This is a genomic window from Peteryoungia wuzhouensis, from assembly GCF_003205195.1.
Taxonomy (GTDB): Bacteria; Pseudomonadota; Alphaproteobacteria; order Rhizobiales; family Rhizobiaceae; genus Allorhizobium; species Allorhizobium wuzhouense.
This window is the reverse complement of the sequence record NZ_QJRY01000004.1, coordinates 414012-426687: the sequence shown is the minus strand read 5'-3', so window position 1 is coordinate 426687 and position 12676 is coordinate 414012. Positions and strand designations below refer to the sequence as shown.

Annotated in this window: 13 protein-coding genes; 6 read left to right on the top strand and 7 right to left on the bottom strand. The window is 62.3% G+C overall.

The window, feature by feature from the left end:
* The first annotated feature begins 153 nt into the window (after positions 1-153).
* From ade to DMY87_RS13630, 4 genes are all read left to right on the top strand, one after another.
* Positions 154-1848, top strand: a complete 1695-nt coding sequence (ade, locus tag DMY87_RS13645; protein WP_110792057.1) for an adenine deaminase — start codon at positions 154-156, stop codon at positions 1846-1848.
* A 227-nt stretch (positions 1849-2075) separates the two neighbouring features.
* A complete protein-coding gene (locus DMY87_RS13640) occupies positions 2076-2321 on the top strand; it encodes a DUF4160 domain-containing protein (RefSeq protein WP_110792055.1) in 246 nt (81 codons plus the stop codon).
* Positions 2302-2553: a DUF2442 domain-containing protein gene (locus DMY87_RS13635; RefSeq protein WP_110792053.1), complete on the top strand. Its 252-nt coding sequence runs from the start codon at positions 2302-2304 to the stop codon at positions 2551-2553. Before DMY87_RS13640 ends, DMY87_RS13635 begins: the two co-directional genes overlap by 20 nt.
* Before the next feature lie 11 nt (positions 2554-2564).
* Positions 2565-3347, top strand: coding sequence for a potassium channel family protein (locus DMY87_RS13630; RefSeq protein WP_110792051.1), 783 nt, complete (start codon positions 2565-2567; stop codon positions 3345-3347).
* A 17-nt stretch (positions 3348-3364) separates the two neighbouring features.
* Here DMY87_RS13630 and aac(6') read toward each other — a convergent pair whose 3' ends face one another.
* Together aac(6') and bglA are read right to left on the bottom strand one after the other, a co-directional pair.
* The gene (gene aac(6'), locus DMY87_RS13625; protein WP_425353501.1) at positions 3365-3778 is read right to left on the bottom strand and encodes an aminoglycoside 6'-N-acetyltransferase; all 414 of its coding nucleotides are present in this window, start codon (positions 3776-3778) and stop codon (positions 3365-3367) included.
* Between the two features lie 37 nt (positions 3779-3815).
* A complete protein-coding gene (bglA, locus tag DMY87_RS13620) occupies positions 3816-5474 on the bottom strand; it encodes a beta-galactosidase BglA (RefSeq protein WP_110792047.1) in 1659 nt (552 codons plus the stop codon).
* A 185-nt stretch (positions 5475-5659) separates the two neighbouring features.
* On the opposite strand from bglA, the gene DMY87_RS13615 reads away from it, so the two are divergent.
* On the top strand, positions 5660-6778 hold the full coding sequence (locus DMY87_RS13615; protein ID WP_110792228.1) for a glycosyltransferase family 4 protein: 1119 nt from the start codon (positions 5660-5662) through the stop codon (positions 6776-6778).
* Between the two features lie 10 nt (positions 6779-6788).
* On the opposite strand, the gene der is transcribed toward DMY87_RS13615, so the two are convergent.
* The 3 genes from der to DMY87_RS13600 form a co-directional block, all read right to left on the bottom strand.
* Positions 6789-8210: a ribosome biogenesis GTPase Der gene (der, locus tag DMY87_RS13610; protein WP_110792044.1), complete on the bottom strand. Its 1422-nt coding sequence runs from the start codon at positions 8208-8210 to the stop codon at positions 6789-6791.
* A gap of 36 nt (positions 8211-8246) precedes the next feature.
* Positions 8247-8918, bottom strand: coding sequence for a tetratricopeptide repeat protein (locus DMY87_RS13605; RefSeq protein WP_110792043.1), 672 nt, complete (start codon positions 8916-8918; stop codon positions 8247-8249).
* A 107-nt stretch (positions 8919-9025) separates the two neighbouring features.
* Positions 9026-9604 carry an NnrU family protein gene (locus DMY87_RS13600; protein WP_110792041.1) on the bottom strand — a complete coding sequence of 193 codons (579 nt, stop codon included), beginning with the start codon at positions 9602-9604 and terminating at the stop codon, positions 9026-9028.
* Between the two features lie 129 nt (positions 9605-9733).
* On the opposite strand from DMY87_RS13600, the gene DMY87_RS13595 reads away from it, so the two are divergent.
* Positions 9734-10750 (top strand): polysaccharide deacetylase family protein, encoded by a 1017-nt coding sequence (locus DMY87_RS13595; protein WP_110792039.1) that lies wholly within the window; start codon positions 9734-9736, stop codon positions 10748-10750.
* Between the two features lie 79 nt (positions 10751-10829).
* On the opposite strand, the gene sbmA is transcribed toward DMY87_RS13595, so the two are convergent.
* Both sbmA and DMY87_RS13585 read right to left on the bottom strand, forming a co-directional pair.
* The gene (gene sbmA / locus DMY87_RS13590) at positions 10830-12101 is read right to left on the bottom strand and encodes a peptide antibiotic transporter SbmA (protein ID WP_110792038.1); all 1272 of its coding nucleotides are present in this window, start codon (positions 12099-12101) and stop codon (positions 10830-10832) included.
* A gap of 159 nt (positions 12102-12260) precedes the next feature.
* Complete coding sequence (locus DMY87_RS13585; protein ID WP_110792036.1) at positions 12261-12638, bottom strand: HVO_A0114 family putative DNA-binding protein; 378 nt, start codon at positions 12636-12638, stop codon at positions 12261-12263.
* Between the last annotated feature and the right edge of the window lie 38 nt (positions 12639-12676).

Here is a 12676-nt window from a genome sequence, read left to right as displayed (position 1 = left end):
CCCCAAGGCCGGCAGGTGACCTCACCTGCCGGTCCCGCAACCGCAACCGGGAAACGCTTGTCTCCGCGTCGCTTCGATTGCATCGACGCGATTGCTCTTCTCACTCCCATGCCATGCCGGTAATCTGGCCAAAATGAATCGGAGTGACAGACAATGACCGACCTCGCACGCCGCATCGACCAGGGGACCGGTCGCGAACCAGCCGATATCGTGTTGAAGGGCGGGCGCTTCTTCGACCTGGTGACCGGCGAACTCGTCTCATCCGACATCGCCATCTGCGGCGAGACGATCATCGGCACGGTCGAGGGTTACCAAGGCCGCGAGGTGATCGACATCACCGGCAAGATCGTCGTACCCGGCTTCATCGACACGCATCTGCATATCGAAAGCTCGCTGGTCACCCCGCATGAGTTCGACCGCTGCGTGCTGCCTTATGGCGTGACGACCGTGATCTGCGATCCGCACGAGATCGCCAATGTGCTGGGCACCGAAGGCATCCAGTTCTTCCTCGATTCGGCCGAACAGACGATCATGGACATCCGCGTCCAGCTCTCCTCCTGCGTGCCGGCGACGCATCTCGAAACCTCCGGCGCCGATCTGCCGATCGAACGCCTGGTACCCTTCCGCAGCCACCCGAAGGTCATCGGGCTTGCCGAATTCATGAATTTTCCCGGCGTGATCCACAAGGATCCGATCTGCATGGCAAAACTCGAGGCCTTCCAGGACGGTCATATCGACGGCCATTCGCCGCTGCTGTCAGGCCGCGATCTGAACGGCTATCTCTCCGCCCGCATCCGCACCGATCACGAATGCACCAGTGCTGCCGAGGCCATGGAGAAGATCCGCAAGGGCATGCATATCCTCGTGCGCGAGGGCTCCGTGTCGAAGGACCTGCACGCGCTGATGCCGATCCTGACCGAGCGGCTTTCGCCGTTCCTGGCGCTCTGCACCGACGACCGCAATCCGCTGGACATCGCCGAACAGGGCCATCTCGACTATCTCATTCGCGAGGCGATCAGACACGGCGTCGAGCCACTGGCGATCTACCGCGCCGCCTCGATATCGGCCGCCCGCGCCTTCGGGCTGCGCGATCGTGGCCTCGTTGCCCCCGGCTGGCGGGCGGATCTGGTGGTCGTCGACAGCCTGGAAAACTGCAAGGCCGAGATGGTGTTTTCAGCCGGCCGGCGCGTGACGGACGCGCTCTTCGCCACCCGCAAGCCGGTCGCCCCCGTCGGCCTCGACAGCGTCAAGGCCAGGGCGGTGAAGGCCGCCGATTTCGGCGTACCGGTGGCGGAAGGCGAGACTCCCGTGATCGGCATCATGCCCGGGAAGATCATCACCGAGCACCGTCGCTTCCGCCTGCCGACCTCCGGCAACCAGACCGCCGTCGATCTCGAAAACGACGTGATCAAGGTCGCCGTCATCGAACGCCACGGCAAGAACGGCAACCACGCCAATGGCTTCGTCCAAGGGTTCGGCCTGAAGAAGGGCGCGATTGCCTCGACTGTCGGCCATGACAGCCACAACATCTGCGTGGTCGGCGTCTCCGAGGAGGACATGGCGCTCGCCGCCAACCGGCTGGGCGAAATCAAGGGTGGCTTTGTCGTGGTCGAAGACGGCAAGGTCACCGGCGAGATCCCGCTGCCCGTCGCCGGCCTGATGAGCCTCGAGCCCTACGAGAGCGTGCGCGACACGTTGCATCACCTGAGAAAAGCCGCCTATGCCCTTGGAACGACTCTCGAAGAACCCTTCCTCCAGGTCGCCTTCCTGCCGCTGCCGGTCATCCCGCATCTGAAGATTTCGGACAAGGGCATGGTGGATGTCGATCAGTTCAGGCTGATTGGGTGAGGATTACGGGCTTCGTTCGCACCGGGGCTAGATTCAGTGGGAACCGATCTCTGGATACAACCATGTGAGTTTTTCACAGGGGTCGTTCCAACAAAGGCTGCCCCTTCTCGTCACTCTCGTTGAATTCCAGCTGTCCGGGAAAGAGAACTCGAAATCGAATGCGGTCGCACTGAACGCATCCAAACAAGTCTTAGCATCAAGTCCGGTCGAACAACTGGAGCAAAGCCATGCCGGTCGTTTTTCGAAAGAGCGGATATCGATTTCTATTCTACTCAAACGAGGGATCGCCGCGCGAACCGGTTCACATCCATGTCTTCCGGGCTGGTGACGATGCCAAAGTTTGGCTGGAACCACAGATTGCTCTCGCGGAGAGCAACGGGTTCAACAGCCGGGAACTCTCTGATATCATGCGCATTGTGGATGAGAACCGTTCCGAGATCGAAAGGGCCTGGCATGAGCATTTCGGCGACTGAGGTCAGATTCGACGATGCGACCATGTGGGTCTCACTCTCGGACGGGCGGATCCTTGGCGTGCCGCTTGCCTGGTTTCCGCGACTTCTGCCCGCATCCCCTGCAGATCTCTTGAACTATGAGCTGAGCTCCACTGGCATTCATTGGGAAGACCTCGACGAAGACATTTCGGTGGCAGGACTTCTTGCTGGTCGGGGAGACCAGACGAGACCAACCGCTTTGGCGGCGGAATAACTTCTGCCGGCATGAATATTTCATCCGATCAACCCACTCCCCTCCGCCAGCGCCTCGCACGCCTCTATTACGGCCGCGACACCGCCGCCATCCGCTTCCAGTTCGCGCTGATGGTGATCGACCTTGCGATCATCGGTTTCTTCCTCGCCGGCCCCTATCTGCGCGACCGACCGAGCTATCTGATCCTCGATTATGCCATCGCCGCCTGGATCGCCGTCGAAATGCTGGCACAATGGGGCGCATCGCGCACCACGCGCGGCTTTCTCACGCGGCCGATGACCTGGGTCGACCTTTTCGTGCTTGGCACGCTGCTCTTTCCGCAATGGCTGTTCAACTTCGCCTTTCTGCGCGTCGCCCGCATCTGGGCCGTCGCTCAGCGGCCGGTCTTCAGGTTGATGCTGAACCGACTGGGGCTGAAGGAGCAGGGCGACGTCGTCACCGCCTTCATCAACCTCTTCGTCTTCCTATTCCTGGTCACGGGCTTCGTCTACAGCTTCTTCTTCTACCGCGAAGATGCCGGCACCGGCTTCATTGACGCGCTCTATTTCACGGTCGCGACGGTAACGACAACCGGCTTCGGCGACATCACGCTTCCCGGCACCTTCGGCAAGCTGACCTCGATCGTCACCATGATCATCGGCATCTCGCTCTTCGTGCGGCTGGCCCAGGCGATCGTCCGGCCTTACAAGGTCACCTTCCCCTGCCCCGAATGCGGCTTGCAGCGGCACGACGCCGACGCGGTGCACTGCAAGGCCTGCGGGCACACCCTGAACATTCCCGACGACGGCATGTGACAAGGCGGTCCAGCCGGTCAGAGACGCTTGCGGAAATAAATGACCCGCTCGGTTTCCGCAAAGCCGAGGGCCGCATGCATGGCGTGGGACGCCGCATTGTCGAGTTCGGCATCCGACGCGATTTCCCTGATGCCGAGCCCACGAGCCCAGTCGCACACAGCCATGACGAGGGATGCGGCAATGCCGGAGCGGCGTGCCGAGGGGTCAACGATGATGCCCTCGAGAAAGGCAACCGGTGTGGTCTCGCAGCCATTCACATAATCCGAGCGCAGGCTGGCCTCGGCAAGCCCGAGGGCCTCACCGGCCGGCCCGATACAGAGAAAGGCGACCAGCCTGTCGGGCTTGGCCAAGGCAGCCGCGATCTCGGCGCGGTGCCCGTCGAGGGAGAGGTCCGGCCACAGCCTGTGACGCAGCCCCGCCCAGGCTTCCATATCCTGTGCCGAGGCGATCCGCACCGTGCCCGTTATCTCACACCCGCGCACAGAACCCGTCGAGCGATCCGAGGTGGATCTCGCCATCGGCGACATATCCACCAAGCCCCGGCATGGGGACCGCCTCGCGGATGGTCATGCCATGCGGCACGGCGATCTCCTGCGGCCCACGGCGCAGGTTGAAGACGAAGAGCATCTGCTCGTCACCCTTCTTGCGGGTGAAGGCGAGCACATCCTCATTGGTCGCGAGGAAATGCATCTCGCCATCGAGCAGCGCCGGGTGCATCTTGCGAAAGGCAAGCGTGGCGCGGTAATGGGCGAGCACAGAGGCCTCGTCCTTTTCCTGGGCGTCGACGGCAAGGGCGGCATGCTCCGCCGGCACAGGCAGCCAGGGTTTTCCCGCAGAGAAGCCCGCCTGCTTCTTGCCCTTCTCCCAGACCATCGGCGTGCGGCATCCGTCACGGCCCTTGAAGGCCGGCCAGAAGCGGATGCCATAGGGGTCGCGGAGATCCTCGAAGGCAAGCTCCGCCTCGGGCATGCCGAGCTCTTCGCCCTGATAGAGGCAGATCGAGCCGCGCAGGGTGGCGAGCACGCTTGCCGCCAACTTTGCCACCGCCTCCCGCTCTTCCGGCTTGTGCATGAAGCGACTGACATGACGCGTCACGTCATGGTTGGAAAAGGCCCAGCAGACCCAGCCGTCCTTCACCTGTTTCTGGAAGCTCTCGACACAGTGGCGGATATGGCTCGGGGTGAAATCCGGCCCCAGCAGGTCGAAGGTGTAACACATATGCAGCTTGTCGCCGCCGGACGTATAGGCCGCCACGGTCTTCAGCGAACGCGCCCCGTCGCCGACCTCACCCACCGTGGTCCGATCAGGATATTGATCGAGCAGCGCGCGGAACCGCTTGAGGAACTCGATATTCTCCGGCTGCGTCTTGTCGTGCAGATGGCTCTGCATGCCATAGGGATTGACGTCGGGGGCATCGAGGCCCGCATCGTCGCTGTCGGGGGCGTGCGGCGGATTGTCCCGGAGCTCCTTGTCGTGGAAATAATAGTTCACGGTATCGAGCCGGAACCCGTCGACGCCACGGTCGAGCCAGAACTTCACCGCGTCGAGCACGGCATCCTGAACCTCGCGATTGTGGAAGTTGAGATCCGGCTGGGAGGTCAGAAAGTTGTGCATGTAATACTGCTTGCGCACCCCGTCCCATTCCCAGGCGGGACCACCGAAGACCGAGAGCCAGTTGTTCGGCGCCGTCCCGTCGGGCTTGGCGGCCGCCCAGACGAACCAGTCGGCTTTTGCATTGTCACGGCTCGTGCGGCTTTCCTTGAACCAGGGATGCTGGTCGGAGGTATGCGAGATCACCTGGTCGATGATGACCTTGAGGCCGAGGCGTTTCGCCTCCTTCATCATCGCATCGAAATCGGCGAGCGTGCCGAACATCGGATCGACGTCGCAGTAATCGGACACGTCGTAGCCCATATCTGCCTGCGGCGAGGTGAAGAAAGGCGACAGCCAGATGGCATCGACGCCGAGCGCGGCGATATAGGGTAGCCGCTCGATGATACCCTTGATGTCCCCGATACCATCGCCGTTGGTGTCCTGGAAGGAGCGTGGATAGACCTGGTAGATCACGGCACCCCGCCACCAGTTCGAAGACGTCGTCTGGTAGGGTTTGGCGGCGGCTTTGGTCATGGGCACGTCCTCTGGCTGGAATCAGGGATAGGGTTCAGGCAACCCGCTTGCGGGCCGAATGTCAAACGCACCCCCTGCTAGACTGACATCTGGCTGTAATGTTCCCGTCGCATAAGACCTGGTGATGACACGCACAGGATGAACGCCAGATTCATGGGGTGATTCCGGAATCGAGCAACCGCCGCATGCCCAGCACCCCGTTGCCCAGTCCCTCGCTGCCCGGCCCTCCTCCGACACGGCTGACCATCGTCACCGATGCCTGGCACCCGCAGGTCAACGGCGTCGTCCGCTCGATCGAGACCACCAATCGCGAACTGAAGAAGATGGGCGTCGAGGTCTCCATGATCACGCCCGAGCCGTTCCGCAGCGCGCCCATGCCGACCTATCCGGAAATCCGCCTGTCGCTGGTAACCCCGGCCCGGATCGGCCGGATGATCGAAGCACAGCAGCCGGATTATGTGCATATTGCCACCGAAGGGCCGCTCGGCCTGATGGCCAGGCGCTGGTGCCTGCGCAACAAGCGCGCCTTCTCGACGACCTATCACACCCGCTTCCCGGAATATGTTGCAGCCCGCCTGCCCTTGCCGCTCTCTTGGCTCTACGCCTATGTCCGCTGGTTTCACAATCGCGGCGGCGCCTGCATGGTGGCGACCGAAAGCCTGCGACGGGAACTGACCGCGCACGGCATCAAGAACCTCAGTCTCTGGAGCCGCGGCATCGACACCACCCTGTTTCGCCTGCGCGACAAGGCGGAAAAGCCCTTTGGCCTTGCCCGCCCGATCTTCATGACCGTCGGTCGTGTCGCGGTGGAGAAGAACCTGCCGGCCTTTCTCGATCTCGATCTTCCCGGATCGAAGGTGGTGGTGGGCGACGGCCCTGCCCGCGCCGAGCTTCAGGCCCGCTATCCCGACGTGCATTTCACCGGCATGCTGCATGGAGAAGCGCTGGCCGAAGCCTATACGCAGGCCGACGTCTTCGTCTTCCCCTCAAAGACCGATACCTTCGGCAATACCATTCTGGAGGCGCTCGCCTCCGGCGTGCCCGTCGCCGCCTATCCGGTCACGGGACCGATCGACATCATCCCCGCAGGCTCCAATGCCGGTGCGCTCGACCAGGACCTGCAGGTGGCGTGCATCGCGGCACTCCAGGCCTCACCGGACAGCGCCCGCAGGCTCGCCGAGACCTATTCCTGGCAAGCCGCGACCGAACAGTTTTTCGACAATGTCGTGGAAGCCAAGGAGCAGCGCCGAAAGCGAGGCCTGCGCGGCCGTTTCGGCACGCGGCCGGCCGACCTCACCGGTTGATGCCGGGCGGTCAGCGCCTGCGCTTGCGGCCTTCGAACGGATTTTCACCCGCCTTGAAATGAATGCGGATCGGCACGCCGGGCATCTGGAAGTCGGCGCGCAGACCATTGGTCAGGTAGCGCACATAGCTTTCCGGCAGGGCGTCAGGCCGCGTGCAGGAGATCATGAAGGCCGGCGGGCGGGCCTTCACCTGCGTCATGTATTTCAGCTTCAGGCGGCGACCCGAAACCGCCGGCGGCGGGTGCTGGGTCGTAACCGCGTCGAGCCAGCGGTTGAGCTTCGCCGTCGAGATGCGCTTGTTCCACACCATGTCGGTGTCGATGATGTTCTGCATCAGCTTGTCGAGGCCGTAACCGGTCTGGCCGGAGATCGGCACGGCACGGATGCCGCGGGCCTGCGGCAACAGACGTTCGGTCTTTTCGCGCAGATCCGCCAGAACCGCCTGCTGGTCCTCGACGAGATCCCACTTGTTGAAGGCGAGCACGGCGGCCCGCCCCTCGCGAAGCACGAAATCGACGATCTGCAGATCCTGCTTCTCGAACGGAATGGTCGCATCGAACACGATGACCACCGTCTCGGCAAACCGCACCGCGCGCAGGGTATCGGCCACCGAGAGCTTCTCGAGCTTCTCCTGCACCCGTGCCTTGCGCCGCATGCCGGCAGTATCGAACATCTTGATGGTGCGGCCGCGCCAGTCCCATTCGACCGAGATCGAATCGCGGGTGATCCCGGCCTCGGGTCCGGTCAGAAGACGGTCTTCGCCGAGGAAGCGGTTGATCAGCGTCGACTTGCCGGCATTGGGTCGTCCGACGATCGCGACGCGCAGCGGCTTGCTGTCGTCATATTCGGGTTCGGCCTCGTCGTCGTCGAGGTCGTCATCCTGCGGCAAGAGAATGTCGGTTTCGGCTTCGTCGTCCGGCTCCGGAAACGCGCGATCCTCGCCGATCGCCTCGACGATGGCATCGCGAAGGTCGATCATGCCCTGGCCATGTTCGGCAGAGATCGGAACGGGTTCGCCGAGACCGAGCGTATAGGCATCGTAGAAGCCGGAATCGGAACCACGCGCTTCCGACTTGTTGGCAACAAGCACAACCGGCTTGCCGCGCCGGCGCAGCATCTCCGCCAGTGACTGGTCGACCGGCGTCAGGCCGTATTTCGCATCGACGACGAAGAGCGACAGATCCGCTTCTTCGATTGCGGCCTCCGTCTGGGCGCGCATGCGGCCTTCGAGCGTCTCGGGGCCGGCCTCTTCGAGACCGGCCGTGTCGATGATGGTGAAGCGCAGGTCCACGAGCTTGGCGTCACCGGGGCGACGGTCGCGGGTCACACCCGGTGTGTCATCGACGAGCGCCAGCTTCTTGCCAACCAGACGGTTGAAAAGCGTGGATTTGCCGACATTCGGACGACCGACGATGGCAACGGTGAAACTCATGGAACACTAGCTTTCCGGCCCTTGGAGGCCTTGTTGTTACGGCGCCTTGCCGGAGGCCTTGATGTTGTCGAGCAGCATCTGGGCGCGGGCCGACGTGTTGCGCGGGGTTTCCGCGTCTTCTGTGATCTGCTCGAACCATTCGCGGGCGCGCACCATGTCGCCGGCCTTGTAGGCGGCAAGACCGAGCGCTTCGCGGGCAGCGTGGCGCATGGCATTGGCCGGCGTCGCCATGGCTTCGACCTCCGCCGAGACCTGCTCATAGGTGCCGTTGTCGACCATCAGCCAGGCAGCGCGAACGCGGGCGGCATTGCGCACGGCTTCCGGCACGCTCTGGTCGTCGCCGATCGCCTTGAACGCGGCAATCGCCGCTGCCGGATCGCCCTTTTCGGCGAAGACCGAGGCACCCCGGAACCGCGCCAGAACGCCATAGGCGCCATAGCCATCCTTCTCCAGCGCCTGCAACGCGGCTTCCGCCTCGTCGCGCTTGCCTTCGTCGGCGAGCTTCAAGGCAGCGAGGAACTGGTCGCCGGCGCCCGACGCCTGGGTCGTGTCCCAGTGATCCCACAGCCGATGGCCAGCCGTGCCGACGACGATCAGGGCTGCGACGCCGATGATGATGCGGCTGTAGCGCTTCCAGGCATTGCGCACCTGATCGGAGCGAAGCTCTTCGTTGACTTCGCGGATAAAGCTGTCGTTCTGGTCAACCATTCATACCCCCGGCAGTGCCGGCCTTTCCATGCAATCTCATGCGTGAGCGGCCTTCTAGCCGATTTTTGCGCGCTTGTAAGGGGAAAACCGCCAAATGCCCTGGGCGTTCACATCGGCAGCGGTGCGACCCCGATCAACAACTCGTGCAGCTTGAAGGTGATGAGCGCCCAGACGACGAGGCCGAGGACCACCGCGATGGCGTCGAAGCGGGCCGAAACGAACGGACGCAGCACGAGGTCGCCGGCCCGCAGGCGGCGCTTGTAGCTGATGCGAAGCACGACACCCCAGGCAAGCAGTGCGCCGAACAGCAGGATCGAGGCAAGATCGCCATTGGCGATCAGATGGGCTGCCGCCCAGATCTTGATGGCGAGCACGATCGGATGTTTCGTCTTCGTCGCAATATGCCCGGCCGGCAGGAAGCCGGCGACCAGACAGATAGTGGCGATCAGCATCAGCGTGATGGTGAGGTGGTTCATGCCCATGGGCGGGAACCAGACATTGACGACCGGCGCCGTGGCATAACCCCAGATCAGCACGACCAGCGACACGAGACTGAGCACCGAATTGATCACCCGCCAGCCCATCAGCCCGAAGCGCTCGATCATCGACAGGCGAAAGCCCGGTGCGACGACGCGGATGAGATGGGTTGCGAGAAACAGGATGATGCCGAGGATGAGGAGCGTCATGGGGCGGGACCTTTCAAGTCGAATTGCTGAAAGCCTTACTGGTCTCGGCCACGAATATCCAGCGCGTTCAAAGCTTCGCCGCATTTGGATGGGACGCAGACACCCCATTTGATTTCCGGGTGTTTGCCGATGTTTCGTTCCCTGACCGCCGTTTCCCTTGCCCTGATGGCGACGACCGCCCTTGCGGAAGACCCGGCCCCTGCGGCAAAAGGTGCAGGCGACGCGAAGCCGAAACAGATCCTGATGATCTCCTTCGACGGCGCGCACGACAACATGCTCTGGAAACGCAGCCGCGATATCGCGAGGCGGGCGAATGCCCATTTCACCTATTTCCTCTCCTGCGCGACGCTGATCCCGAGGGGCCGCGCGAGCGATTACAAGGCGCCGGGCATCAAGGCCGGGCGCTCCAATATCGGCTTTGCCCAGACGGTGGACGAGGTCGGGGCGCGGCTCGACAACATCTGGAGCGCGCACAACGAAGGCCACGAGATCGCCAGCCACACCTGTGGCCATTTCGACGGCAAGGACTGGACAAAAGACCAGTGGCTAACGGAATTTCAAAGCTTTGACCGCGTGCTCGCCGGCGCCTGGAAGGACAACGGCCTGTCCGACCGCGAGCCAAAGGGCTGGGCGGACTTCGTCCAATCAGGCATCACCGGTTTTCGCGCGCCCTATCTCTCGGCTCCCGACAGCCTTTACGAGGCCGAACGCGAGCACGGCTATCGCTACGATGCGAGCCTGGTGACCCATGACCCCGCCCCGCCGCGCAAGGAGGAGGGGCTGATCCGCTTCGGCCTGCCGCTGATCCCGGAAGGTCCCGAAAACCGCCGCATCATCGCCATGGACTACAACCTCTTCATCCGCCATTCCGGCGGCATCGACCACCCGTCGAAGGGCGACGAATTCGCCGAGCGCAGCTACAAGGCGTTCAAGACCGCTTTCGAGACCCAGTACAACGGGGAGCGCATGCCGCTGCAGATCGGCCTGCACTTCGTGACGATGAACGGCGGCGCCTATTGGGCGGCGATGGAGCGGCTGGTGGCCGAGGTCTGTCCGAAGCCCGACGTCGCCTGCGTCACCTATTCGGAGGCGCTGGAGATGCTGGGCACCAAGGGCGGCGCGGCCGCTGGCACGGGCGCTATGTGATCGGTCGATCAACGGGACAGCAAAAGGCCGCGCCGGTTGCCCGGCGCGGCCTTGTTCATTTCTTTCTCCGGCAATCGGCTCAGGTCGGCCGGTCTGCAGCAATCTCGCCTTCTGCGGCCTCACGCTCCAGGTAGCGCTGGTCGATCTCCGGCAGCGGTTCGTCGTCGATCGCCGCCTCGAAAGCCTTGAGGCGCTTGTGGATCGACAGAAGCTCGATGATCGTCGTCCAGGAATTGACCAGATACTGGAACGAATTCGACACCTGTCCGAAGGCGGTCGCGATCTGCTGGTAGATACCGTAGGTGATCTTGCCGGCGACAATGGTCGGCACGAGCACGATCAGGAGGAAAATCGCGTCCGCCTGCATGTAGAAATAGCGGGCGACATTGAAATAGAGGTAGTGGAAGTAGAGCGTGAAATAGTTGGTGCGGACGTTGTTGTAGAGTTCCTTCACCGTGGCGGGTTGGGCGCGATCGGCATGATCCTCGCCGTAGACCAGTTCCTTGCGGTAGGCAGCTTCCACACGCTGGTTGCGGAAGTTGAGGCCCGGCAGCCTGATACCGGCAACGGCCAGCAAGACAGTGCCGAAGGCCGACCAGAAGATCGCCAGCCAGAAAAGCGCATGCGGCACTTCGCCAATGATCGGCAGCTCGCTGACGTAACCCGACAGCGAAAACAGGATCGGCAGGAAGACGATCAGCGTCATCACCGCATTGATCAGCGAGATGCCCAGCCCCTCAAGTGTCGAGGAGAACCGCATCGTGTCTTCCTGCACACGCTGCGACGCACCCTCGATGTGCCGGACCTTCTCCCATTTCGACATGTAGAAGTTGTTCATCGCCGTTCGCCAGCGGAAGATATAGTGGCTGGTGAAGAAGTCGGTCACGATCGAAATCGCCATGCTGACAAAGACGATCTTCGCGAAGACGATCTGCAGGCTGTAGAAATCCCAGACGGTGATGCCGGGCTGCTTCGACAGCGCATTCTGCAGCAAATCGCCGAAGGGGCGGCGGAAATTGTTGATGACGACCGACACCTGAACGCCGAAATAGACCGCAGCGATAATGAACAGCGATCCCCAGATCGACCAGATCTTCCAGGGGTGATCCTTGGCCAGGATCGTCCAGACCCCACCAAAAGCCAACATGCACAGAAGGAAGTAGGCGTAGAAGAACAGGTTCGACGGCAGAGCGAAGAAGCTCAAATCGAAAGGCTCGGTCTCGGGATGGACATAACCCAGGCTGTTGCCGAAGCCTTGTACCGCGAAGTACCAGGCGAGAACGCAGACGAAGGTGAAGATGACCGCCGATGTGAAGAACAACTTGGGTCGGGGGAAGAAGGAATGAAACACGGGGGAAGCCTTCGTGTGGGAGAAGTCCTGCAAATCGAGACGGAACCTATGGCACAGGCTCCGATGCGGCAACAGCACCGGCAAATTGTGGCGGAATTACCCCCGCAATAATTACAGGTTTGCAAGAATAGGCCGGTTGACCGTTCGAGAGTGAACGCGTCAGGCTGCAGCACCCCGCAAGACGAAATCCGCCTCGATCTCGTCGAAAGGCACGAACACCTTGGAAGCCTCGTCTTTCTCGACCAGACCCCATTCGACCAGAACACCCACATCCTCATGCACGCGCTTCACATCGCGCTCCAGCGCCCGGGCAAGGCCTCTGATGGTGGACGGCCCGAGCGTTTGCAGGCGTTCGATGAGCTCCCACCGTTTCGGCGACAGGATCGAGAACAATTGCGCCGGAGAGGAAAAGGTCAGAACCGTGGAATGAGGCGCTGCTTTACCCGTCTTCCACACATCCACGAAGCGCTCAGCCATAGCCTCGACCTGGGCCAGCGCATCCGCGTCACGACGGATCTGAATACGAGCTTTCGTCATGGATCAGCCCTCCCCAAGATGAAGAACGGTCGTCGTAT

What these genes read in the sequence shown, in the direction of transcription:
- bglA (WP_110792047.1), bottom strand. Translation starts at nt 5,474, where the DNA reads ATGACCAAAGCCGCCGCCAAACCCTACCAGACGACGTCTTCGAACTGG.
- DMY87_RS13615 (WP_110792228.1), top strand. Translation starts at nt 5,660, where the DNA reads ATGCCCAGCACCCCGTTGCCCAGTCCCTCGCTGCCCGGCCCTCCTCCG.
- DMY87_RS13630 (WP_110792051.1), top strand. Translation starts at nt 2,565, where the DNA reads ATGAATATTTCATCCGATCAACCCACTCCCCTCCGCCAGCGCCTCGCA.
- DMY87_RS13585 (WP_110792036.1), bottom strand. Translation starts at nt 12,638, where the DNA reads ATGACGAAAGCTCGTATTCAGATCCGTCGTGACGCGGATGCGCTGGCC.
- DMY87_RS13605 (WP_110792043.1), bottom strand. Translation starts at nt 8,918, where the DNA reads ATGGTTGACCAGAACGACAGCTTTATCCGCGAAGTCAACGAAGAGCTT.
- DMY87_RS13600 (WP_110792041.1), bottom strand. Translation starts at nt 9,604, where the DNA reads ATGACGCTCCTCATCCTCGGCATCATCCTGTTTCTCGCAACCCATCTC.
- ade (WP_110792057.1), top strand. Translation starts at nt 154, where the DNA reads ATGACCGACCTCGCACGCCGCATCGACCAGGGGACCGGTCGCGAACCA.
- DMY87_RS13595 (WP_110792039.1), top strand. Translation starts at nt 9,734, where the DNA reads ATGTTTCGTTCCCTGACCGCCGTTTCCCTTGCCCTGATGGCGACGACC.
- DMY87_RS13635 (WP_110792053.1), top strand. Translation starts at nt 2,302, where the DNA reads ATGAGCATTTCGGCGACTGAGGTCAGATTCGACGATGCGACCATGTGG.
- DMY87_RS13640 (WP_110792055.1), top strand. Translation starts at nt 2,076, where the DNA reads ATGCCGGTCGTTTTTCGAAAGAGCGGATATCGATTTCTATTCTACTCA.
- der (WP_110792044.1), bottom strand. Translation starts at nt 8,210, where the DNA reads ATGAGTTTCACCGTTGCCATCGTCGGTCGTCCGAATGTCGGCAAATCC.